Below are 22,362 nucleotides of genomic sequence, written 5' to 3' on the forward strand. Positions count from 1 at the left end.
GTCACGCCTTACTGTTTTTATTATTGGGACAATGACGTGCGGGTAACGGGCGTCCAGGCGCCATAATCGTTAATCGTCTGGTAGCTTAAGCTGCTCGCATGGCTGAAGGAGTCTGCCAGCGTCACGCTGGATTTCGGCGGTACCATGACGGGCGACACCGGCCTGCCATCAATTTTCACGTTAATGGTGGTGAGGTAATACGGCGTTGGGTTGGTCAGCGTGACCTTGCCCGCGCGGTAGGCGCCGGCAAGGTTTTTCCATGCCTCCCCTGCACCTTCCCTGAGCCGCTCCGGGCGATAAAAGACCTTGATGCGGTTGGCAGAGGCGAATTGCAGCGAATTGCCGGAACCGTTTTTAACCTGCTGTGGGATAGCTTTGACCGTCATCCAGTACAGCGTCTCGCGATCGGCTGGCAGGGCGTCGCCGCTGAACATGATTTTCACCGCGCTTTCGCTGGCGGGCTTCATGACGTACAGCGGCGGCGTGATGACGAAGTCGTTGGTACGGCTCCCTTTCTCGTCTTCCATCCAGGACTGGATCAGAAACGTGGCATCAGGGTGGGTATTTCTTACCTGCATCATCGTCTGCGTAGCCGCGCCGGTGTAGATCAGCCGCGTTGCGCCTAACCCCACGCCGCCTGCGTACACGGCGGATGAACATAACGTGCCAGCCAGACAAATCCATGTGTTTACGCGCATAGTGCGTCTCCTGAAAGCTGAGTCAGACCCGGCCAGCAGACCGGGCCTGAAGATTACGAATAGGTCACGGTGTAGGTGGCGACCGCGCTGGCATCACCCGCCGTGGCGTTGCCCAGTGGGGAGTAATATTTCGCGCTGAAGTTCAGGATGTTCGCCCCCGCACGCAGGGGGATCGCTGCTGCCGGCTCACCCAGCCTGACGACGTTGCCCTGTTCGTCATAAAGACGGATAGCGACATGCTGCGCCGAGCCCGCGCCGCCGTTTACTCCCGCAGCCAGGCTATTCACATCGGTACTGTCCGGTGTACCGGTGAAGGTGATAGCCACGGTCGTTGCGGCAATAGGGTTATCTTCCGTGGACGCCGAGGTATCGGCGATTTCGCAATCTTCCAGGGTGATGGAGAAGGCTTTTGCGGTACTGGCTTCACTGCCTGCGGCAGCCAGCGTGGCGGTACGCACTTCACCCATGTCGACGTCGATATTGGCGCTACCGGCGCTGATGGCACAGGCGGAGGTCACCACTTTACCGCTGAAGTTAACCGTGCCGCCGCTGGTGGTGGCGGCCAGTGCTGCGCCCGCTGGCAGCAGGGCGGCAATGCTTAATGCCAGCAGAGAATGGCAAGTAAGGCGTGCTTTCATTTCATAGTTCCTTGATTTTTTTATTACGAGATTTGCTCTGAAAGCGGCAGGTCTAACTGGTTAAAAAGACCAGCAAATCTGTCTTATTCCTGAGCCCGAGTTTCCTTATCGCTGAGCTTTTTAAGGCGCTCACGCGGCGATAAGAAAGTTTCTCCAGTTCTGCGATGTAACGTATATCCAGTCCGTTCCTGAGTTCCTTTAATACCCTCCTTTCTCCAGGCGTCAGCGATAACGCCGCTGGCTGCTTTTGGGGCCGATAATGGCTATCGACCATTTTTGCTAGCTTTATCCGCCACTGATAAACCGTGTTCTGTAGCGAGATATAGGCATCAATATCTTCCCGGACCCATAACAGGGAATGGGCAGAGGTTGAGTACAGGCAGATAATCACTTCAGGCTGCGTGACTTTGATTTTTTTTAAATATTTCAGTGAGTCATACCCTGTATGGTATTTCTCTGCGCCGGATATAAATAAGATATCGATACGAATCGACGACAGCGCCTTATCCAGTTCCTGATAACCTCCTTCGATGATAATGATGTGAAGGTCGTCGCGGATGCTGCTTAATAACGTTTTAATGCCGTTTCTTGCATAATGATCGCCGCCCATCAGTGCAACAGTTATATGCTGTGTTATTTGGCTATTGTTCGTCATGTTATTCCTCGATTTATAATAGTAATCAGGCGAATTATTTATAAGGTTATCGCCAGTATTCTCGAAGCAATGACGTATTGCATACTGTAGGCCTACTATACGTCGGCCAATAAAGAGGTAATCTGAATTAATCTAAAATTGTATTAATTACTAAGATCGAGACCGGTTACGACGCTTCCCTCTGATTGGTCTTATTCCGCTTCGCTTTCTGTAAATTATGATAGCCGCTATTTTTAATGAAAATTTAGCTTTGATAAATGTTTTGTAAGGAGTTTGTCTTTTGGTGTCAGTGCGGGTGTGAAGTTGCTGACGGGGAATAACAATTTACGAATGTTATCATCGATAAAAACTGATAGAAAGGTGGCTTAAAAGCATACAAAAACCATGTAAGTTGTTGATATTGGTCAGGTTGAGAAAACTTAAGGCTTAAGGTGCTGAATATTTCAGACACGCATGTCCGTGGCGTACAATGTTTTTTTATGTAGATATTTGTCAATGTCAAGAGGCGAGGAGCGCGCCAAAAGATGAGGCCCTGATAAATGAGATGCTGCCGGTAGTCAGATACTTCTGTGGAGCGGAAATTCACTTCACAAAACATCATAATGAGGATGATCGCGGATGAAGCGGCTCTGCAAGCCGCATTCTACAAGGGTTGAGTTCTTATGCAGGTTCAGTGAAGCTTAAGGGATGAAATATAAATTAAGATTTTTCGCCAATGGCGAAGATATACAGCATGACGTTAATCAGTCACATTAATCCCGACGTGAATGTCATCCCATACATGCGGTGACCCAGGTTCAACATCTGTTAACCGGAGAATTCATACTGCCCCTATGCATAAGCATTACATTATAAATAATATCGTCGAATTTCATCCTGCGGCCAGCACGTTACGTGATATCAACAATCCTGACCGTGTGGTTGTGTTAAATTCGCCAGCAGGCCGATGCCTGTTGTTATTAATCGACAGAGCGGGGTCGATTGTCACTCAGCAAGAGTTCCTTGATATTGTCTGGCAAAGCCGCGGCATGCTTGTCTCCTCCAATACCTATTACCAGAACATCTCCATCCTGCGCAAAGGGCTCAAAAAGATTGGTTTTGAAACTGACCCTATCGTTACCATTCCCCGGATTGGGTTGACGCTGGCAAGCGACACGCAAATAACCGTCAGAGAGTCTTCACCTGTCGCGCCTCAACCCGCAGAGGAACAATGTGTGGAGGCGCCAGCGATCGAGGAGGTATCTACAACTTCCGCGCCAGCAGCGCCCGTTGTCAGGAAGCCCACGCGCTGGCTGGCAGTTGTCATGGGGCTGTTGATCATCCTGGCCGGGGCAGGCGTGACGGGATATATGAACGCCACAGAAAACCGTTTTGTTGAGGATTACCGTTTTGCGGCATCCGTCGGAGCCTGTCGCGTTTATCTTGCGAACGACATTCAGACTCACGCTGAACGCGCTTCCGCGCTGACCTATGTGGAACAATTCAAGGCTGAATGCGCGCAATATCCCTGGGTTTACATCAGCTGGTACGCTCTGCTTCCTCGTGCGTCGGTTATTCGCTGCGACCGGCCAATGAAAGAACCGAACCGCTGTATATCTGATTATTTCCTGAAGGATAGCTAGCATGACTCGTTTTCGGCAGATGCTGTATATCATCGTGACGGGCCTCGTCACGGCAGGCGTGCTGACGGGCTATTACCTGTGGCACCGAACTTACGTTCAGCCTTTTTCATGCCAGGCTAATCTGGTACAGCACCATCCGGATGAGACGCTGACGGTCTGGCTGAATTACACCTTCGACGAGAAATTCGGCACCCTGAGCATGAATGGCCGGGCAAAGAGCGATCCGGGTAAAACCATTGACAGGAAAATTTCCTTTCGGGTGGAGAGACAAGATCATCTCTATTTGCTGACGTCAGAAAAAAATATGACGTTCCCGGACGATAATGTCGACGACAGCTGGCTGGAAAAATATGAACCGCAATTCTTTGTCTATCCGGGCAAGAGTATTTATATGCGGATCAATGAACAACATAATGGTAACTATATCTTTACCTTAGGAACATTACCGACATATGTGTGTCGTGGTTCAAAAAAAGAATGATATAAACGAGAAAAACATTATATTTTCCTCCCGTCTCATTTATGCTTGATTTAAAATATCAGGATTACCTTAGAAATAAAAAGTGCGACAGTTCATGTTGCGATAATGTAATTAATTTTAAATTTGGCAAGTAAATGAAAAGTGTATTTGACTCCTCCGATGGGGGGAAATCAGTACCGGAAAAGTGTCTGCATATTGGGTTGATATTATGGCCCCGTTATTCACTCCTGGCCGTCTCCGGGTTGCTGGAGGCGCTGCGTTATGCAGCGAAAGCTCAGGATAAATTAGCATTTAAAATCAGCCTGATAAGTGAATTTCCTGATATCCCGATTATCAGCAATGCGGGGATTATCATGAGACCAGATTCTCCCCATGCGCCGCCGGACAGTTTTAACTATCTTGCTGTTATCGGCGGTGAATTGCAGTATCTGGACTTAGGGTATCAGGGGGATAAAGCGTATCTGGCACATGCCCACCATGCCGGGGTTCCGCTCATTGGCATTGGCACCGGCAGTTTTGTCCTCGCACAGGAAGGATTGCTGAATGAACGACGAGCGTCCATCCATCCTTTCCACCTTGATGCATTTCGGCAGGCTTTCCCGCTGGTTTATGCTGAGCAAGGGTATGATTTCATCGACGATGGCGATGTGCTGACCTGCCCGGGCGGTATTTCCACCCTGACGCTGGCAACTGAGCTTATCCGCGCCCATGCCGGGGATGATATCGCCAGCACCACCTGTCAGCGTTTGTCGCTCGTTCCGCATGAAATTGCCACCCCGCGTCCGGCGAATTTTGCGCTTATCCCTGACTCGCGGTTGCGCCGGGCCGTCATGCTGATAGAACAGTTACTGACCCGGCCGCTCACCACCGCCGGGCTTGCGCGAGAAGTGGCATTGAGTGAACGCCAGCTCAACCGTCTGTTCCACGCAGAATTCGGCAAAACGGCCCGCGAATTTATCCGCAGTGCCAGACTGCGCTATGCTTGCTGGCTGCTGAAGAACTCACAGCAAAGCGTGACGGATATTGCGCAGCGGATGGGGTTCAGCGACTGCGCGCACTTTATTCGTCATTTTCAGACGGAGTATGGTTGTACGCCTGGCGTGTGGCGCACGTCGCAGAGCTGAATATCATTACATGCTGCCCTGAAACTTTACTCAACCGGAATATCATCATGAAAATAGAAGCCGCACACCCCTCACAATTTGAACGCCTCGTCGCAGTCTGGGAGTCGTCCGTTCGCGCCACGCACCGCTTTTTGCAGGAAAGCGATATCGCGGCGCTGCGTCCGTTATTGCTCAACGCATATTTGCCTAATCTCAGGGTTGTGATTGCCCGGGATGACGTGGGTATTATTCACGGCTTTTTGGGCGTGGATAAAAATCGCATTGAAATGCTGTTTGTGGATGATGCGAGCCGGGGGAAGGGTATCGGGAAAATGCTGCTGCAATATGCCATTGCAGAATTCGGCGTAAATGAAGTGGATGTGAACGAGCAGAATCCGCAGGGGGTGGCGTTTTATCGTCATATGGGGTTTGAGCAGTTCGGGCGCTCGGAGCTGGACGGGCAGGGGAATCCGTTTCCGCTGTTGCATATGAAGCTGAGCAGAAATACCGGGATTAGCGCTTAGCCCGCTTATCCCATTTTAATAAGCCGACAATATCTTTCTCACCTTCGGCCTCTTTCAGCAGGCGCTGCTTTTTTTCAAACTCGAGGTATTCTGAGCACGCCTTTTCATCAGCCGTTTTCTTGCTGATTTTGCCTGCTCCTTCTAAAACGTCCCGGTCGTTGAATTGCAGAAACTGATCGAGCTTGGTTTGCCAGTCTCGTAAAAATACCTGCTTGCGGCGTTTGGCCTGATCTTCGGCAAAATCGAGCCACATATTAACGACGCGATTAAGCTCGCTCACCTCATCCTGAGACAGATAATTTTTTGCGGTGGTGACATCGCTTTTACGGACTTCTTCGCCTTTATAGCTGGTCAGCCCCATATGCGGTTGAGTGGCGTCCGCACGTTGGTGAATCAACTCAGCAGCGGTGTGCCCAGTGCAGGCAAAATGCAGTTTATTCTGGATGGTCTGAAAGAATTGCGTGGTTTCTTTGAGCGACGGCTGATAGTCAGCAGCTAATGCGAAAATCTCCCTCACGCGAAGATAGACCCGGCGTTCGCTGGCCCGTATATCGCGAATGCGTTCCAGCATTTCATCGAAATAGTCAGGGACGGCGGAAGATCCCACAGGCGGATTTTTCAGGCGCTCGTCGTCCATAACGAAGCCTTTAACCAGGTATTCCTGGAGCGTTTGGGTGGCCCACTGGCGGAACTGCGTACCTCGCGTGGATCGGACGCGATAGCCGATGGCGAGAATGACGGGCAGGCTAAAGTATTGAACGTTATATACTTTACCATCGCTGGCAGTTGTTCGGTAAAACCGAACAACTGAATTTTCGACCAGTTCACCCTCATCAAAAATATTCTTGATATGCCCGCTGATCGTAGCTTTGGCTTTGCCGTATAACTCACAGATCGTGGCCTGTGAGAGCCACAACGTATCGCTTTCGAAGCGGCATTCAATGCGAACTTTTCCATCCTTGCTGGCAAACATGACGAACTCACCGGCTGGAGAATTTATTAATTCCTCATATGTCATGCTGCCTCCGCTTCATAAGGTTGATGCCTGTAAGCTCGTAGTATGCCAGAAACAGCCGCTAAGCCAGGTGGTTTGTATTTGATTTTGCGAGTCGCTTTCCAGCATGCGGAATTTGGATCGCTGCAAGCGCGTCCTCTATCTCAATAAGCTTTGCTTTCGTCCGTTTATAATCATCTTGCAAACGCTGCTCCTGCTCGTTATACGCCACCAGAACGATGCATCCTTTCATGACCTTTACCGTGACCTGCTGTCCGGTATCAAACCCCGCTGCGCGCAACCACTTACCGGAAAGGATGATTTTCGGCGTAGATTTGTCGTAAACATTCGGGCGGTATCCCACAATTAACGAATGCTCGGTTCCGGATTGGTCGGTGTCTGGGGTAGAATGCGAATCAGCCATAATCAACTCCTTGATAGTTGGTGAGGTTAGCTCTCGTCTGGTGTTGCGAGCACCTGGCGAGGGCGTTCCAATCTGAGGTCGTTATATGTTAAGGTACGTACCTCAATGAAGATATACTGCTCTTTTAGGTACGTACATGTCAACAGCTAAACGCGATCCTAATAAGTCAAAATCCGGAAAAGCACCGACTTTTCAGATACGTATTACGCCAGAGTTGAAGGCCCAGTTTGAGGCTGCGGCGAAGGCTGAAGGGATGAGTTTGGGGAATTGGTTAAAAAATTTAGGTCGAAATGAAATAAATAGATTAAAAAAGTAGTCATAACGGGTCTAATACAATCTCAAATCTTGAATTTGATTTTTTAGCCTGTATAAAACTGATATGTTCATAGTCGGTTCGTGAACTTATTAACCTGAACATTTTAGTTTTAAAATGTTCTGAGGTATTGCAACCAAAAATTATCGTTTTGATAGCATCGGATGGTAGTTCATAGAGATCAAATTCTTTTTCACATACATTAATTGTTTTACCAGAATTGGCCTGTGGTAACAACATTCGCCATTCATGTTCATATTCCCAGTCTTTGCTTTTTATTAGGAAATGATTTATTTGATCGTCTGAGAATGGATCCAAGAATGGATATTCTTTCTGATATATAACTTTTCGTAAATAACCAAATTCATCTTTTTGGCCGCGACGTTGTGAGAAAAATGGATGAGTGATATCAAATTCAATGATAAACCCACTGTGGGCCTGTGCGTAGTGTCCCCACATCAAAATATTCGTAGGGGTTTCTGTTAATGATAGAATCCTCGTTATTCCTATCAACTTAGAGTTAAAACTTTGCATTGTAGTATCTGCTGCTCTTATTATATTTCCTCTTTCTTTTTTATACATCGAGAGCATTGTTTTTTTTGCATCTTTAAGTAAATTACTGACAATTTCTTTAGGCAGTTTTTCAATCTGATTTAATAATTCAGCTGGAAATTCTTTGAGAAGGTCTACAGTGCTTAACGAATCGTATAAATTGGATTCAAAGCTACTAAAGTTAAAAGAAGTATTGAATTCAAATGGGTCGTTAAAATTTAAAGGGTTATTAAAACATATTAAGTTATTTTCAAGTATATCGATTCTTTCTGAGGGAAGATATTTATACATGTTATTAACTCTGAAAGTAGATTTAGCTGTATTTTTGGCGGAAGATCACAGGAGTCGAACCTGCCCGGGAACGCTGGCGCCCCCAACTGGATTTGAAGTCCAGCCACCTCACCGGAGATGACGATCTTCCGCGCCTGCATTGCTACATGGAGGCGGGGCGCATTATAGCTACTTTCAGGCATTTACCACATACCCCACACCACTTTTTTCACCTCTCTTTTGACCTGAATCCCCCTGTTTCAGCTAATTCTTAAGAAAATCCTCAGGTTAGCATTTCGTGCTCATCAACTTTTATCCCGATCACAAAAAACAAGAAACGTAATCTCTTAACCAGAAAACGCAATACCCGCTCCTGAAACAATGGTTTAAAAAACGGTAACCGGTCTCAGCGCCCCCTACAGCGTGAAGGATAAAAATATGAGCGAAGTCCTGTCAGTAAAAGAGAAGATTGGCTACGGCATGGGAGACGCCGCCAGCCATATCATTTTTGATAACGTCATGCTTTATATGATGTTTTTCTACACCGATATTTTTGGTATTCCCGCCGGGTTTGTCGGCACCATGTTCCTGCTGGCCCGCGCGCTGGATGCGATCTCCGACCCGTGCATGGGCCTGATTGCCGACCGCACCCGCAGCCGCTGGGGCAAGTTCCGTCCGTGGATTTTGTTCGGCGCCATTCCGTTCGGCATCGTCTGCGTGCTGGCCTACACCACGCCGGACCTCAGCCTTAACGGAAAAATGGTTTACGCCGCCATCACATACACGCTGCTGACCCTGCTCTATACCGTGGTCAATATCCCGTACTGCGCGCTGGGCGGCGTGATCACCAACGACCCGACGCAGCGTATCTCCCTCCAGTCCTGGCGCTTTGTGCTGGCGACGGCGGGCGGCATGCTCTCCACGGTGCTGATGATGCCGCTGGTGAACCTGATTGGCGGCGACGATAAGGCATTCGGCTTCCAGGGCGGGATCGCCGTGCTGTCGGTGGTCGCGTTCCTGATGCTGGCGTTCTGCTTCTTCACCACCAAAGAGCGCATCCAGGTGCCGCCGAGCACCACCTCCATGCGGGAAGACCTGCGCGACATCTGGCAAAACGACCAGTGGCGCATCGTCGGCGTGCTGACCATCCTCAACATCCTCGCCGTCTGCGTGCGCGGCGGCGCGATGATGTACTACTGCACCTGGATCATGGGCTCGCCGGAGGTGTTCGTCGCGTTCCTGACGACCTACTGCGTCGGTAACCTGATTGGCTCCGCGCTGGCAAAACCGCTCACCGACTGGAAGTGCAAGGTCAGCATTTTCTGGTGGACCAACGCCGCGCTGGCGGTGGTCAGCGTGGCGATGTTCTTCGTGCCGATGCATGCCACTGTGCTGATGTTCGGCTTCATCTTCGTTATCGGCGTGCTGCACCAGCTGGTGACGCCGATTCAGTGGGTTATGATGTCCGATACCGTCGACTACGGCGAATGGACCAACGGCAAACGACTGACCGGCATCAGCTTTGCGGGCACGCTGTTCGTGCTGAAGCTCGGCCTGGCGCTGGGCGGGGCGATGATCGGCTGGATGCTGGCAGGCGGCGGCTACGACGCGGCAGCCAAAACCCAGAACAGCGCGACCATCAGCATCATCATCGGCCTGTTTACCCTGGCACCGGCGATCTGTTACGTGCTGAGCGCCATCATCGCCAAACGCTACTACACGCTGAAAACCCCCTTCCTGACCAAAATCCTGGGCGAGCTGGCGCAGGGCGCGCGCCGTAATCAGCAGGAATTTGAAAACCTGCCGGTCAGCAAAGAATTGCAGAACTAAGAGGACGTAAGCATGAAAATCAGTGATGGAAACTGGCTTATTCAACCGGGTCTGAACGTGACCTATCCGGTGCAGGTGTTCGACGTGGAGCAGCAGGGCAGTGACCTGGTGGTGTATGTGGCGCCGCGTGACGTGCGCGAACGCACCTGGCAGCTCGACACGTTGATGTTCACGGTGCGCCTGTTTGCCCCGCAGGAAGGAATTGTCGGGGTGCGCATCGAACACTTCCAGGGTGCGCTGAATAACGGCCCGCACTATCCGCTGAACGTTCTGAAAGACGTGAAGGTAGAGATTGAAAACAACGCCGAATTTGCCGAGCTGAAAAGCGGCAGCGTTAGCGTGCGCGTTACCAAAGGCGAGTTCTGGGCGCTGGATTTCCTGCGCAACGGCCAGCGCATTACCGGCAGCCAGCTGAAAAACAACGGCTACATGCAGGACAGCAATACCGATCGCAACTATGTGTTTGAACGTCTGGATCTGGGCGTGGGGGAAACGGTCTACGGCCTGGGCGAGCGCTTTACCGCGCTGGTACGCAACGGCCAGACGGTCGAAACCTGGAACCGCGACGGCGGCACCAGCACCGAGCAGTCCTACAAAAACATCCCGTTCTACCTGACCAACCGCGGCTACGGCGTGCTGGTGAATCACCCGGAGAACGTCTCGTTTGAAGTCGGCTCCGAAAAAGTCTCCAAAGTGCAGTTCAGCGTGGAAGGGGAGTATCTCGAGTACTTTGTGATCGACGGCCCGACGCCGAAAGAAGTGCTGAACCGCTATACCCGCTTCACCGGCCGTCCGGCACTGCCGCCTGCGTGGTCGTTCGGCCTGTGGCTGACCACCTCCTTCACCACCAACTACGACGAAGCGACGGTTAACAGCTTTATCGACGGCATGGCCGAGCGCGACCTGCCGCTGCACGTGTTCCACTTCGACTGCTTCTGGATGAAGGCCTTCCAGTGGTGCGACTTCGAGTGGGACCCGGTGACCTTCCCCGATCCGGAAGGCATGATCCGCCGCCTGAAAGAGAAAGGGCTGAAGGTCTGCGTGTGGATCAACCCGTACATCGGCCAGAAATCGCCGATCTTCCGGGAGCTGAAAGAGAAGGGCTACCTGCTGAAGCGCCCGGACGGCTCCCTGTGGCAGTGGGACAAATGGCAGCCGGGGCTGGCGATCTACGACTTCACCAACCCGGACGCGTGCAGGTGGTATGCGGACAAACTGAAAGGCCTAGTGGCGATCGGCGTCGACTGCTTCAAGACCGACTTCGGCGAGCGTATCCCGACGGACGTCCAGTGGTTTGACGGTTCCGATCCGCAGAAGATTCATAACCATTACGCCTACATCTACAACGAACTGGTGTGGAACGTGCTGAAAGAGACGGTGGGAGAAGAAGAGGCGGTGCTGTTTGCCCGTTCTGCCTCCGTGGGTGCGCAACAGTTCCCGGTACACTGGGGTGGCGACTGCTACGCCAACTATGAGTCGATGGCCGAAAGCCTGCGCGGCGGGCTGTCGATTGGGCTGTCCGGCTTCGGGTTCTGGAGCCACGATATCGGCGGGTTCGAAAACACCGCTCCGGCGCACGTCTACAAACGCTGGTGCGCGTTCGGGCTGTTCTCCAGCCACAGCCGCCTGCACGGCAGCAAATCCTACCGCGTGCCGTGGGCGTACGATGACGAGTCCTGCGATGTGGTGCGCCACTTCACGCAGCTGAAATGCCAGCTGATGCCGTACCTGTATCGTCAGGCGGCGCTGGCGCCCGAGTTCGGCACGCCGATGCTGCGGGCGATGATGCTGGAGTTCCCAGACGATCCGGCGTGCGATTACCTCGACCGCCAGTACATGCTGGGGGATTCAATGATGGTGGCCCCGGTGTTCTCCGAGGCGGGTGACGTGCAGTTTTACCTGCCGGAAGGGCGCTGGACGCACCTGTGGCACAACGATGAAATCGAGGGTAGCCGCTGGCATAAGCAGCAGCACGATTTCCAGAGCCTGCCGGTCTATGTGCGCGACAACACCCTGCTGGCGCTGGGCAACAATAACCAGAAGCCAGACTATGCGTGGCACGAGGGGACGGCCTTCCAGCTCTTCAACCTGAGCGATGGCGCAACGGCAGTGAGCGAAGTGCCTGCGGCGGACGGTTCTGTGGTGTTTACGCTGAAGGCGTCACGTCAGGGCGAGGTCGTGACCTTTACCGGCGCGGGAGGCGCGCAAAACTGGTCGGTGTGCTTGCGCAACGTGCAGAAGGTCGGCGGCGTAAAAGGCGGTTCACATGCGGGCAGCGAGTGGGGTGTGGTGGTGAAAGCCGAGGGGGATGAGGTGGTGGTTCACCTCTGAGCTGGAAAAATGCCCGGTGGCGCTTCGCTTACCGGGCCTACATTAGATCGTAGGCCGGGTAAGGCGAAGCCGCCACCCGGCTTTTTACTGTGCCGGAGCCACCGTCGACACCATCCCGCCGGTCATCTTCTGTTGCACCTGCCGTTTATCCATATTCACCGCGCTCAGCTTCCCATTCACCGTCGGCTTCAGCGGCGCATTGGCCTGCACGCTTCCGCTGGCGGTGAGCTGAATATTGCCGTCTCCCGCAATCGGCAGCGCTGGCCAGCCCCACTGCTGCAAAACGTTGAGTGGTACACCGCGCCCGTTCAGGCTCACGGTGGTTTGTCGCTGTGGCAGCTGTGACACGGTGGCGGTCGCTTCCAGGATCCCTTTCTCGGTAAAGGCGCTCAGATCGGTAATATTTACCGTTGCGGCGTTGGCATTCAGCGCCAGCGACGGGCGACGCACGTCGACGCGGTTAAAGGTTGCTGCCGCCCCGTTGAGGGTTGCGTTACCGCCCCACACGCCCCACTTGTGATCCTGCGCCAGCCGCAGATTAGCGCCATAACCGTCGAGGGAGGTGATCTGCCACGGGAACGCCGGATCGATGTCGATCACCAGGTTGCGGCTCAGGCCGAATTTTTTTAGCGTCACGCTGTTCAGCCATGCCGGAAGCGGGTCCATCCACAGCGTTTTCCAGTTTTCCGGAAGCGTATATTCCAGCCCGGCAATGGCAACGTCGTCCAGCACCAGCGCCTGACCCTCGCGCAGCCAGTTGCCGGAGGTGCGCACCATGCCTCCTTCCCAGCGGGAGGTGAACTGACGCAGCGCAATGCCCTGCGGGGAGAATTCCGCATTCAGGATAGGGTCAAACAGATGCAGCGAGCCGTAGATAAATTCGCTGGCGTTCATGGATAACCGTCCCTCCTGGCTTTGCCAGTCACCTTTACTCAGGGTGAGGTTACGCAGGCTGAGATCGAGGTCGGTTACCGCCCAGTCTGGCCCCTGTAGACGGGCATCGGTCACTTCCAGCCGCCCAATCTGTAACGAAGGCAGGGTGGAGAGAGGGGCGAAGAAATCCAGCAGCGATTTGTCGCTTTGCAGGCGGATCTCATTCAGACGCAGGGTGTTGATAACCCAGCCACCGTCGGCATTACGCAGAGCCGAGCCCGTCAGCGAGCCGCGCGCCATATCGGCACCGATGGTATTCAGCACCACCTCTTTGCCGTTGAGTTGTCCCTGAATCAGCACGTTGTTGGCCGGTATGCCGTTGAGCGTGAGCGACCCGGCGCTCATCTGGATTTGCACATTTTTTCCCAGTACGTTCCCCGCCTCGGGCTGCCACGGGCTGACGCCGCCGGTCACCTTTTGCGCACTGAGATCCCACTCCGTATTCGGGCTGTTAAAGGCCATGTTATTCAGTTGCAGACGGTCGGCCTGGAACGGCAGCGGCGCCGTCTGCGGCGATAAATTCAGCGTGCCATCGAACAGGGTGATGGCATCCATATGCAGCGGGTCGGTGATCTGGCGGCTGCTTAAGCCAATATCCACTTTTTTAGCGACCAGCGTGGCCGGTTTGCCATCTCGTCCGAAGGTAACGTTTTCCAGAAGGATGTGAGAAGGGGATGAAAAGCGGTGATCCATCAGGTCAAAGTTGAGCTCGTAATCGGTATTCACCGTGATCCAGCTGCTGACCTGCGATGCGCCCCAGCGGGTCTGGAGCAGAAAATAAAAGGCGAGCACTACAATGAGCAGGGCTACCAGAAGATAGATAAGCAGCTTTCCAATAAATTTCATGGTCTTCCTTCCCGCGAAACGCACATAAGGGTGTTATGCACGATTTATGCGCAATGCTCAAGGCGGGAATGGTGTAAAGAGATGTCACGGCAGGCATTGACAGCCTGCCGTGTGGAGATCAGTTCTTTTCAGGCGGGAAAATGAGATTCAGCACAATAGCGGTAATACCGCCCGCGGCGATGCCGGAAGAGAGCAGGTTTTTCACCCAGTCCGGGGCAAACTGCAAAATCATCGGCTGCTGGGAGACGCCAAGCCCTACGGCGAGAGACAGCGCAATAATCATGATTGCGCGGCGGTTCAGCGGCTCGCGGGAGACGATACGCACGCCAGAGGCCGCGATGGTACCGAACATCACCAGCGTCGCGCCGCCCAGCACCGGCTCAGGGATGTGCTGCACAAACCCGCTCACCGCCGGGAACAGGCCGAGGACCACCAGCATCAGCGCTACCACGAAGCCCACGTAGCGGCTGGCCACGCCGGTCAGCTGGATCACGCCGTTGTTCTGGCCAAAGCAGGAGTTCGGGAAGGTGTTGAACACCGCCGAGACAAACGAGTTCAGTCCGTTCGCCAGCACGCCGCCTTTCAGACGTTTCATGTACAGCGGGCCGGAGACCGGCTGCTCGGACACGTCGGAGGTGGCGGTGATATCGCCAATGGTTTCCAGCGAAGTGATCATAAAGACCAGCATCAGCGGCAGGAGCAGACTCCAGTCAATGCCCAGGCCGTAGTAGAGCGGCGTTGGCACGGTAATCAACGCGCTGTTGGTTGGGGTGGTGTTTTCCGGCAGCATGCCCAGCGCCCACGCCAGCAGGTAACCGGCCGCCATGGCGATCACCAGCGATGCCACGCGCAGGTACGGGTTACGCTGGCGGTTAAGCAGAATAATGATCGCCAGCACCACGCCTGCCAGCAGCAGGTTTTTCGGCGCGCCGAAGGTATGGTCGCTCATTGCCGCGTAGCCGCCCCCGATGGAGGTCAGACCCACCTGGATCAGTGACAGGCCGATAATCATCACCACCACGCCGGAGACCAGCGGGGTGATCACCCGGCGCGCCAGGTGCAGAACGCGGGAAATGATCATCTCTGTGCAGCTTGCCAGCATCAGGGTGCCGAAAAGCGCCGCCATCATCGTCGGGACATCTGCGCCGCCGGTTTTCAGTGCCGTACCGCCCATGATCAGCGGCGCCACAAAGTTAAAGCTGGTGCCCTGAATCGACAGCAAACCCGAGCCCACCGGACCCCAGGCTTTAATTTGAATGATGGAGGCCACGCCGGAAGCGAACAGAGACATACTGATGATGTGTTGCGTATCCTGCGCCGGTAACCCCAGCGCCTGGCAAATCAGCAGAGCCGGCGTGATGACCGCAACGAACATCGCCAGCAGGTGCTGGCAGGCGGCAAACAGGGTTTGAGGCAGCGGGGGACGATCTTCAAGGCGGTAAATCAGTTCGCTGTTTTGCTTCTGCGCAATCGGTTGCGCAGAAGCAGACTCCAGAGTGTTAACAGACATCGGCGGCAATCCCACGGTGGAAAAGCGGGCATTTTATCTGACCACCTGGTAAAAGCAAACGATTGCCAGCAAAAAAAAGAGAGAAAATCTGCCGGTGTGAGCAGGTTTTCTACAACGAACAGGAAAAAAAAATTACACTTTTCGCGCCGGCGGCTCATGACGAGCATCACCCGGCCCAGGATAACGCCGCGTGTGTATGGAACACGCGCATAACAGGAGCCTTTTATGATTCATCTCGATACGTTGTCGACCCTTGTTGCCGCAACGCTGGTTCTTTTGCTTGGTCGCAAGCTGGTACACAGTGTTTCCTTTCTGAAAAAGTACACCATTCCTGAACCTGTCGCCGGTGGATTGCTGGTGGCGCTGGCCCTGCTGGTGCTGAAAAAAAGCATGGGCTGGGAAATCGATTTTGATATGTCCCTGAAAGATCCGTTGATGCTGGCCTTCTTTGCTACTATCGGCCTGAACGCTAACCTCGCAAGCCTGCGTTCGGGCGGCAAGGTGCTGGGCGTGTTTCTGATTGTTGTGGTGGGCCTGCTGCTGATGCAAAACGCCATCGGCATCGGTATGGCGTCGCTGCTGGGGCTGGATCCGCTGATGGGTCTGCTGGCGGGGTCGATTACCCTGTCAGGTGGCCACGGAACGGGCGCGGCGTGGAGCAAGCTGTTCATCGAACGCTATGGCTTTGAAAACGCAACGGAAGTGGCAATGGCCTGCGCGACCTTTGGCCTGGTGCTTGGCGGGCTGATTGGCGGCCCGGTAGCGCGCTATCTGGTGAAACACTCCACCACGCCGGAAGGCAGGCCAGACGATGAAATGGTGCCGACGGCATTTGAAAAACCGGACGTTGGCCGCAGCATCACCTCGCTGGTGATGATTGAAACCATCGCCATGATTGCCATCTGCCTTACCGTGGGCAAAATCGTTGCGCAATGGCTGGCGGGAACGGCTTTCGAACTGCCAACCTTTGTCTGCGTGCTGTTTATCGGGGTGATCCTGAGCAACGGTCTGGCGCAGATGGGCTTCTACCGCGTCTTTGAGCGCGCAGTGTCCGTGCTGGGGAACGTCAGCCTGTCGCTGTTCCTGGCGATGGCGCTGATGAGCCTCAAGCTGTGGGAACTGGCCTCGCTGGCGCTGCCGATGGTGGCGATCCTGGCGGTGCAGGCTGTGTTCATGGCGCTGTATGCCATCTTTGTTACCTGGCGCATGATGGGCAAAAACTATGATGCGGCGGTACTGGCTGCGGGTCACTGTGGATTTGGTCTGGGAGCGACGCCAACGGCCATCGCGAATATGCAGGCGATCACCGAACGGTTCGGCCCGTCGCACATGGCGTTTCTGGTGGTGCCGATGGTGGGCGCATTCTTCATTGATATCGTCAACGCGCTGGTCATTAAGCTCTACCTGATGCTGCCGATGTTTGGCTGACCGTCAGGCGTTGGAATACCGCTCGGTTTCCGGCATCCAGCGTTCAATTAACGCTGCCGCCTGTTCGGGGTAGCGTTCATGAATATGACGCGCAAGGCGTTGTACTTCGGGGATCATGGCCTGATCGCGCAACAAATCCGCCACTTTAAATTCGGCGTTACCCGTCTGACGCGTGCCCAGCAGTTCGCCCGGGCCGCGGATCTCCAGATCTTTTTGCGCAATGACGAAGCCGTCATTGCTGTCGCGTAATACCTGCAAACGCATCTGCGCGGTTTTCGACAGAGGGGCTTTGTAGAGCAGCACGCAGTGAGAGGCGATCGCGCCACGGCCCACGCGGCCTCGTAGCTGGTGGAGCTGCGCCAGGCCCAGGCGCTCCGGGTTCTCAATAATCATCAGGCTGGAGTTCGGCACGTCCACGCCCACTTCGATGACCGTGGTCGCGACCAGCAAATGCAGCTCGCCCTGTTTGAACGACTGCATCACCGCCTGCTTCTCGGCAGGCTTCATGCGCCCGTGAACCAGACCGACGTTCAGCTCCGGCAGGGCGAGCTTTAACTCTTCCCACGTGGCTTCGGCAGCCTGCGCTTCCAGCAGCTCAGACTCTTCAATCAGGGTACAGACCCAGTAAGCCTGACGTCCTTCGTGGGTGCAGGCGTTGCGCACGCGGTCAATGATGTCGCTGCGGCGCGTGTCCGGAATGGCGACCGTTGTCACCGGCGTACGGCCCGGGGGGAGTTCGTCGATGGTGGAGGTATCCAGATCGGCGTAGGCCGTCATCGCCAGGGTGCGCGGAATCGGCGTGGCGGTCATGATCAGCTGATGCGGGTGGAAGCCCTGTTGCAGACCTTTCTCCCACAGCGCCAGACGCTGATGAACACCAAAGCGGTGCTGTTCGTCGATAATGACCAGCGCCAGGCCGTTAAACTGCACCTGTTCCTGGAAAATGGCGTGCGTGCCGACAATCATCTGCACCTGCCCGCTGGCAATGGCTTCCTGCTGCGCAAGGCGCGCTTTGCCCTTCTGCTTCCCGGCCAGCCAGCCCACTTCAATTCCCAGCGGGGCGAACCAGTTACGGAAATTGTTGGCGTGCTGCTCGGCCAGCAGTTCCGTCGGCGCCATCAGCGCCACCTGCTTACCGTGGGCGATGGCGCGCAAAGCGGCCAGCGCGGCGACCAGCGTTTTCCCGGAACCCACGTCGCCCTGCACCAGGCGCATCATCGGCACATCCAGCGCCATATCGCGTTCGATCTCGGCAGTCACCCGCGCCTGGGCGCCGGTGGGTTTAAACGGCAGTGAGGCCAGCAGCTTATCTTTGAGCTCATCAAGCTGGCTTAATGGCTGCGCGTGGAAGCGCTGCGCACCTGCGCGCAGGGCCAGCATGCTCAGGTTGTGAGCCAGTAATTCCTCAAGGATAAGACGCCGTTGGGCGGGGTGTTTCCCGCTCTCTAAATCAACAAGCTGAAGCGTTGGCGGTGGACGGTGCAGGGTGCGCAACGCCTCCGGCAGGCTCATCATGCCCTGCGCCAGCTCCGGCGGCAGCAGCTCGTTAATGGCGCAGGTATCAAGCAGCTCCAGCGCCTGGTCGGTGAGCTTGCGCAGCGTAGCCTGCTTAATGCCTTCAGTGGTTGGATAGACCGGCGTGAGCGTCTCCTGTAGCTCAGGTGAGCTGAGATCGCCCTGCACGCGGTATTCCGGGTGGATCATCTCCGCGCCGTATTTGCCCCGTTTGGCTTCACCGTACGCAAGTACGCGTCGTCCAGTGGCAAGGCTGTTTTTCATTGCCGCATTGAAGTTGAAAAAGCGCATGGTGAGAATGCCGGTGCCGTCGCTGATCTGGCAGGTCATCATCCTGCGTCCGCCAAAGGTGATGTTGCAGTTCAGCACTTCCCCTTCAACGGTGGCGTAAATAGCGGGCAGCAGATCGCCAATCTTATAAAGCTGAGTACGGTCTTCGTAGCGCAGGGGGAGGTGGAGCAGGAGATCCTGCACGGTGTGCAGGCCTATCTTCGCCAGTTTACTGCTTTGTGCCGCGCCCACGCCCGTCAGGCTGTTGAGCGGTATGGCGTCCAGCAGGCGGCCTTTCATGATTTACCCCGCGTACTGCATGGTGGACCACCACTCGGCATCGGCTTCAATTTCGCCCTGCGCGTTGACGTGGGGGTAAGGCAATTTCTTCTGCTTCGCAACGCGAGCCAGCACCGGATAGCCACCTTCAAACAGCAGGCGCTGCTGCTCCTCTTCCGGCAGCATGCTGTTGCTGCGCTCGTACATTCCGGCATTCTGACGCTGGCGCTGCGCTTCATACAGGATCAGCGCCGAGGCGACCGACACGTTGAGTGACTGGACCATGCCGATCATTGGAATGATGATGTCCCGGTCGGCCAAATCCAGTGCTTCCTGCGTGATCCCCGTTTTTTCCTGGCCCATTAAAATGCAGGTTGGACGGGTGTAGTCGATCTCACGGAAATCCACGGCTTTAGCAGAGAGGTTGGTTGCCAGAACCTGCATGCCACGCCCTTTCAGGTGCGAGACCGCTTCACCAATAGTCTGGTGAGTTTTCACGGATACCCAGCTGTTGCTGCCTGCGGCGGTGGAGGCCATGGTACGCATACGTGCGCCTGGCCAGACGGCGTGGACTTCATGCACGCCGACGGCATCTGCGGTGCGGACGATAGCAGAGACGTTATGAGGTTTATGGACCTGCTCCATGCAGACCGTCAGATCAGGCTGACGCCTGGCGAGCATTTCGCAGATTCGCTCGTAACGTTTTGAATTCATAATGCTAGTTTCGGTTACGGGTGACTTTAATGACGTCCGGCATCACGCGGATCTTGCGCATAATATTGGCCAGATGCACACGGTCACGGGCGGTCAGGCGAATAAAGGCGCTATAAACGCGGCCATCTTTTTCTTCCGTATTCAGGCTTTGAATGTTGGATGAGGCGGTGTTGATCGCTGCCGTCAGGTTCGCCAGGGCACCCTGGTGGTTGAACATATCCACCTTGATTTCAGTGATAAATTCCTGCGCCGTCTCTTTATCCCACTCGACCGCCATGAACTTCTCTGGCTCTTTCTGATAGCCACGGATGTTACGGCAGGATTCATGGTGGATCACCAGCCCTTTACCTGGGCTGACGTGCGCAATAATCGGGTCGCCCGGGATAGGACGGCAGCATTTGGCGAAGGTGATGAGCACCCCGTCAGCGCCTTTGATCGGCAGGTGACCATGAGTTTGCGTGGTGGCAGGAACGGCTGTCGTTTCGCCTTGTTGCAGATTCTTCGCCACGACCACGCTCATGGCGTTGCCGAGACCAATCTCTGCCAGCAGGTCATCCAGCGAGGCGAGCTTCATACGCTCCAGCTCATGCTGAATGTTTTCTGGTGGGATCTCTGCCAGTTTGCGGCTGCCACCCAGCGCGTGATTGAGCAAACGACGCCCAAGGCTAACGGAGTCGTCGCGCTTGAGGTTTTTCAGCAGCTGGCGGATTTTTGCGCGCGCTTTTGAGCTCACGACAAAGTTCAGCCAGGCGGCGTTAGGACGTGCCCCCGGCGCGGTAATGATCTCCACCGTCTGTCCGCTGAAAAGCGGCTGCGACAGCGGATAAGGCTGCCTGTCGACGCGGGCACCTACGCAGGCATGGCCGATATCGGTATGCACGGCGTAAGCGAAGTCGACCGGTGTCGCGCCCGCAGGCAGTTCGACAATGCGCCCTTCCGGCGTGAAAACGTAAATCTCATCCGGGAAGAGATCGGATTTAACGCTCTCGATAAATTCAAACGAGCTACCTGCGCTCTGTTGCAGCTCCAGCAGGCTCTGCATCCAGCGCTGGGCGCGGATTTGCGCGGTGGTGCTGCTTTCGCCGCCGTGCTCTTTATAAGCCCAGTGCGCCGCGACACCCATCTCCGCCATCTGATCCATATCTTCGGTACGAATCTGCACCTCAACAGGGACACCGTGCGGGCCAATCATGGAGGTGTGCAAAGACTGGTATCCGTTCGCTTTTGGAATGGCGATGTAATCTTTGACGCGCCCCGGACGCGGCTTGTACAGGCTGTGCATCTGCCCCAGCACGCGATAACAGGTGTCTGAATCGTGGACGATGACGCGGAACGCGTAGATATCCATGATCGAGTGAAAACGCTGCTCTTTGAGCACCATTTTGCAGTAGATAGAGTACAAATGCTTTTCGCGACCGCTCACGCGGCACGGAATGCCCGCTTCCTGCAAACGCCCTTCGATTTCAGAGAGGATCTTTTGAATCATCTCTTTACGGTTACCGCGAGCGGCTTTCACCACCTCTTTAATCACGCGATAGCGGTTCGGGTACAACGCCTCAAAACCCAGCTCTTCCAGCTCGGTTTTAATGTGATGAATACCTAAACGGTGCGCCAGCGGACTGTAAATTTCGAGGGTTTCACGGGCGATGCGGCGACGTTTATCCGGGCGAAGTGAGCCCAGCGTGCGCATATTGTGGGTGCGGTCAGCCAGTTTGATGAGAATGACGCGGATATCCTGCACCATCGCCATGATCATCTTGCGGAAGTTTTCGGCCTGCGCCTCTTTCTTGTCGCGGAATTTCAGCTTATCAAGCTTAGAGACCCCTTCCACCAGCTCGGCAACGCTTTTGCCAAACAGCTGTTCCATGTCCTGGTAGGTGGCAGGGGTATCTTCGATCACGTCGTGCAGCAGGGCGGCCATCAGCGTTTCGTAGTCGAGTTTCATCTCGGCCAGAATACAGGCCACCGCTACCGGGTGCGTGATATAGGGTTCACCGCTTGAACGTGTCTGGCCCTCGTGAGCGTCACGTGCAACGAGATACGCCTGCTGAAGACGCTTAATCTGGTCTTCAGGCAGGTAGGTTTGAATCAGTTGATTCAGGCTTTCAAACAGATACAAGGGCGACCCGCAGGTTTAATTAACGACGACCTTCAGCAATAGCGGTAACAGCTTGTAATTCAGCGGCTTCCTGCTCTTGCTGCTCCTGGCGCTCACGCACGTCGAGGATCTGGTTGTTGATCAGACCTTCTTCGATTTCGCGAAGTGCAATAACGGTGGTTTTATCGTTTTCTTCCGGTACCAGCGGATCTTTACCGCCTACCTGCATCTGACGAGCGCGACGCGCGGCGACCAGCACCAGGTCAAAACGGTTACCAATTTTCTCTACAGCGTCCTGAACAGTTACGCGTGCCATACTTAAAATGCTCCACAG

20 protein-coding genes and 1 tRNA gene are annotated in these 22,362 nt (G+C 54.7%); 8 read left to right on the plus strand and 13 right to left on the minus strand.

The genetic code is table 11. The features are described from left to right. Positions 1-20: 20 nt before the first annotated feature. Genes ACWKXX_RS12715 through ACWKXX_RS12725 form a run of 3 tightly spaced genes read right to left on the minus strand, consistent with a single transcriptional unit; the run spans position 21 to position 1,991 of the window. The gene (locus tag ACWKXX_RS12715; protein ID WP_261665849.1) at positions 21-698 is read right to left on the minus strand and encodes a fimbrial biogenesis chaperone; all 678 of its coding nucleotides are present in this window, start codon (positions 696-698) and stop codon (positions 21-23) included. Positions 699-751: 53 nt separating this feature from the next. Continuing rightward, positions 752-1,336, minus strand: coding sequence for a fimbrial protein (locus ACWKXX_RS12720; protein WP_032668879.1), 585 nt, complete (start codon positions 1,334-1,336; stop codon positions 752-754). Between the two features lie 52 nt (positions 1,337-1,388). Continuing rightward, on the minus strand, positions 1,389-1,991 hold the full coding sequence (locus tag ACWKXX_RS12725) for a helix-turn-helix domain-containing protein (RefSeq protein WP_015570068.1): 603 nt from the start codon (positions 1,989-1,991) through the stop codon (positions 1,389-1,391). A gap of 833 nt (positions 1,992-2,824) precedes the next feature. On the opposite strand from ACWKXX_RS12725, the gene ACWKXX_RS12730 reads away from it, so the two are divergent. From ACWKXX_RS12730 to ACWKXX_RS12745, 4 genes are all read left to right on the plus strand, one after another. Next, positions 2,825-3,613, plus strand: a complete 789-nt coding sequence (locus ACWKXX_RS12730; RefSeq protein ID WP_045329485.1) for a winged helix-turn-helix domain-containing protein — start codon at positions 2,825-2,827, stop codon at positions 3,611-3,613. Between the two features lies 1 nt (position 3,614). Next, a complete protein-coding gene (locus tag ACWKXX_RS12735; protein WP_284329743.1) occupies positions 3,615-4,094 on the plus strand; it encodes a hypothetical protein in 480 nt (159 codons plus the stop codon). Between the two features lie 353 nt (positions 4,095-4,447). Next, positions 4,448-5,218 (plus strand): GlxA family transcriptional regulator, encoded by a 771-nt coding sequence (locus ACWKXX_RS12740; protein ID WP_261665846.1) that lies wholly within the window; start codon positions 4,448-4,450, stop codon positions 5,216-5,218. Between the two features lie 47 nt (positions 5,219-5,265). After that, positions 5,266-5,721, plus strand: coding sequence for a GNAT family N-acetyltransferase (locus ACWKXX_RS12745; protein ID WP_040117028.1), 456 nt, complete (start codon positions 5,266-5,268; stop codon positions 5,719-5,721). Here ACWKXX_RS12745 and ACWKXX_RS12750 read toward each other — a convergent pair. After that, a complete protein-coding gene (locus ACWKXX_RS12750) occupies positions 5,711-6,739 on the minus strand; it encodes a virulence RhuM family protein (RefSeq protein ID WP_074161196.1) in 1,029 nt (342 codons plus the stop codon). The genes ACWKXX_RS12745 and ACWKXX_RS12750 overlap by 11 nt on opposite strands. A 58-nt stretch (positions 6,740-6,797) precedes the next feature. After that, a complete protein-coding gene (locus ACWKXX_RS12755) occupies positions 6,798-7,139 on the minus strand; it encodes a SymE family type I addiction module toxin (RefSeq protein WP_045308225.1) in 342 nt (113 codons plus the stop codon). A 136-nt stretch (positions 7,140-7,275) separates the two neighbouring features. Between ACWKXX_RS12755 and ACWKXX_RS12760 the strand changes: the two genes are divergently transcribed. After that, positions 7,276-7,455: a toxin-antitoxin system HicB family antitoxin gene (locus tag ACWKXX_RS12760; protein WP_261665845.1), complete on the plus strand. Its 180-nt coding sequence runs from the start codon at positions 7,276-7,278 to the stop codon at positions 7,453-7,455. On the opposite strand, the gene ACWKXX_RS12765 is transcribed toward ACWKXX_RS12760, so the two are convergent. After that, positions 7,456-8,295 carry a DUF2971 domain-containing protein gene (locus ACWKXX_RS12765; RefSeq protein WP_023302862.1) on the minus strand — a complete coding sequence of 280 codons (840 nt, stop codon included), beginning with the start codon at positions 8,293-8,295 and terminating at the stop codon, positions 7,456-7,458. Positions 8,296-8,330: 35 nt separating this feature from the next. Next, positions 8,331-8,425 (minus strand) — tRNA-Sec (locus tag ACWKXX_RS12770). Positions 8,426-8,712: 287 nt separating this feature from the next. Between ACWKXX_RS12770 and ACWKXX_RS12775 the strand changes: the two genes are divergently transcribed. Next, positions 8,713-10,104 (plus strand): glycoside-pentoside-hexuronide family transporter, encoded by a 1,392-nt coding sequence (locus tag ACWKXX_RS12775; RefSeq protein ID WP_032646751.1) that lies wholly within the window; start codon positions 8,713-8,715, stop codon positions 10,102-10,104. Positions 10,105-10,116: 12 nt separating this feature from the next. After that, positions 10,117-12,435, plus strand: a complete 2,319-nt coding sequence (gene yicI / locus ACWKXX_RS12780; RefSeq protein ID WP_261665842.1) for an alpha-xylosidase — start codon at positions 10,117-10,119, stop codon at positions 12,433-12,435. 84 nt (positions 12,436-12,519) lie between these two features. Here the strand turns inward: yicI and ACWKXX_RS12785 are convergent, their stop codons facing one another. Both ACWKXX_RS12785 and xanP read right to left on the minus strand, forming a co-directional pair. Then, positions 12,520-14,214: an AsmA family protein gene (locus ACWKXX_RS12785; RefSeq protein WP_261665841.1), complete on the minus strand. Its 1,695-nt coding sequence runs from the start codon at positions 14,212-14,214 to the stop codon at positions 12,520-12,522. Between the two features lie 118 nt (positions 14,215-14,332). After that, positions 14,333-15,724, minus strand: a complete 1,392-nt coding sequence (gene xanP, locus ACWKXX_RS12790; protein WP_059295070.1) for a xanthine/proton symporter XanP — start codon at positions 15,722-15,724, stop codon at positions 14,333-14,335. Between the two features lie 225 nt (positions 15,725-15,949). Between xanP and gltS the strand changes: the two genes are divergently transcribed. Further along, on the plus strand, positions 15,950-17,152 hold the full coding sequence (gene gltS, locus ACWKXX_RS12795; RefSeq protein WP_006812438.1) for a sodium/glutamate symporter: 1,203 nt from the start codon (positions 15,950-15,952) through the stop codon (positions 17,150-17,152). A 3-nt stretch (positions 17,153-17,155) separates the two neighbouring features. Here the strand turns inward: gltS and recG are convergent, their stop codons facing one another. The 4 genes from recG to rpoZ are packed head-to-tail and all read right to left on the minus strand — an operon-like array spanning position 17,156 to position 22,344. Continuing rightward, positions 17,156-19,237 (minus strand): ATP-dependent DNA helicase RecG, encoded by a 2,082-nt coding sequence (gene recG, locus ACWKXX_RS12800; RefSeq protein WP_261665840.1) that lies wholly within the window; start codon positions 19,235-19,237, stop codon positions 17,156-17,158. A gap of 3 nt (positions 19,238-19,240) precedes the next feature. Continuing rightward, entirely contained in the window at positions 19,241-19,930 is a 690-nt protein-coding gene (gene trmH / locus ACWKXX_RS12805) for a tRNA (guanosine(18)-2'-O)-methyltransferase TrmH (protein WP_003860922.1), read from the minus strand. 4 nt (positions 19,931-19,934) lie between these two features. Next, complete coding sequence (gene spoT / locus ACWKXX_RS12810; protein ID WP_033486997.1) at positions 19,935-22,049, minus strand: bifunctional GTP diphosphokinase/guanosine-3',5'-bis pyrophosphate 3'-pyrophosphohydrolase; 2,115 nt, start codon at positions 22,047-22,049, stop codon at positions 19,935-19,937. A 19-nt stretch (positions 22,050-22,068) separates the two neighbouring features. Continuing rightward, complete coding sequence (gene rpoZ / locus ACWKXX_RS12815) at positions 22,069-22,344, minus strand: DNA-directed RNA polymerase subunit omega (protein ID WP_000135058.1); 276 nt, start codon at positions 22,342-22,344, stop codon at positions 22,069-22,071. Positions 22,345-22,362: the final 18 nt, after the last annotated feature.

The organism is Enterobacter sp. UPMP2061 (assembly GCF_053709615.1).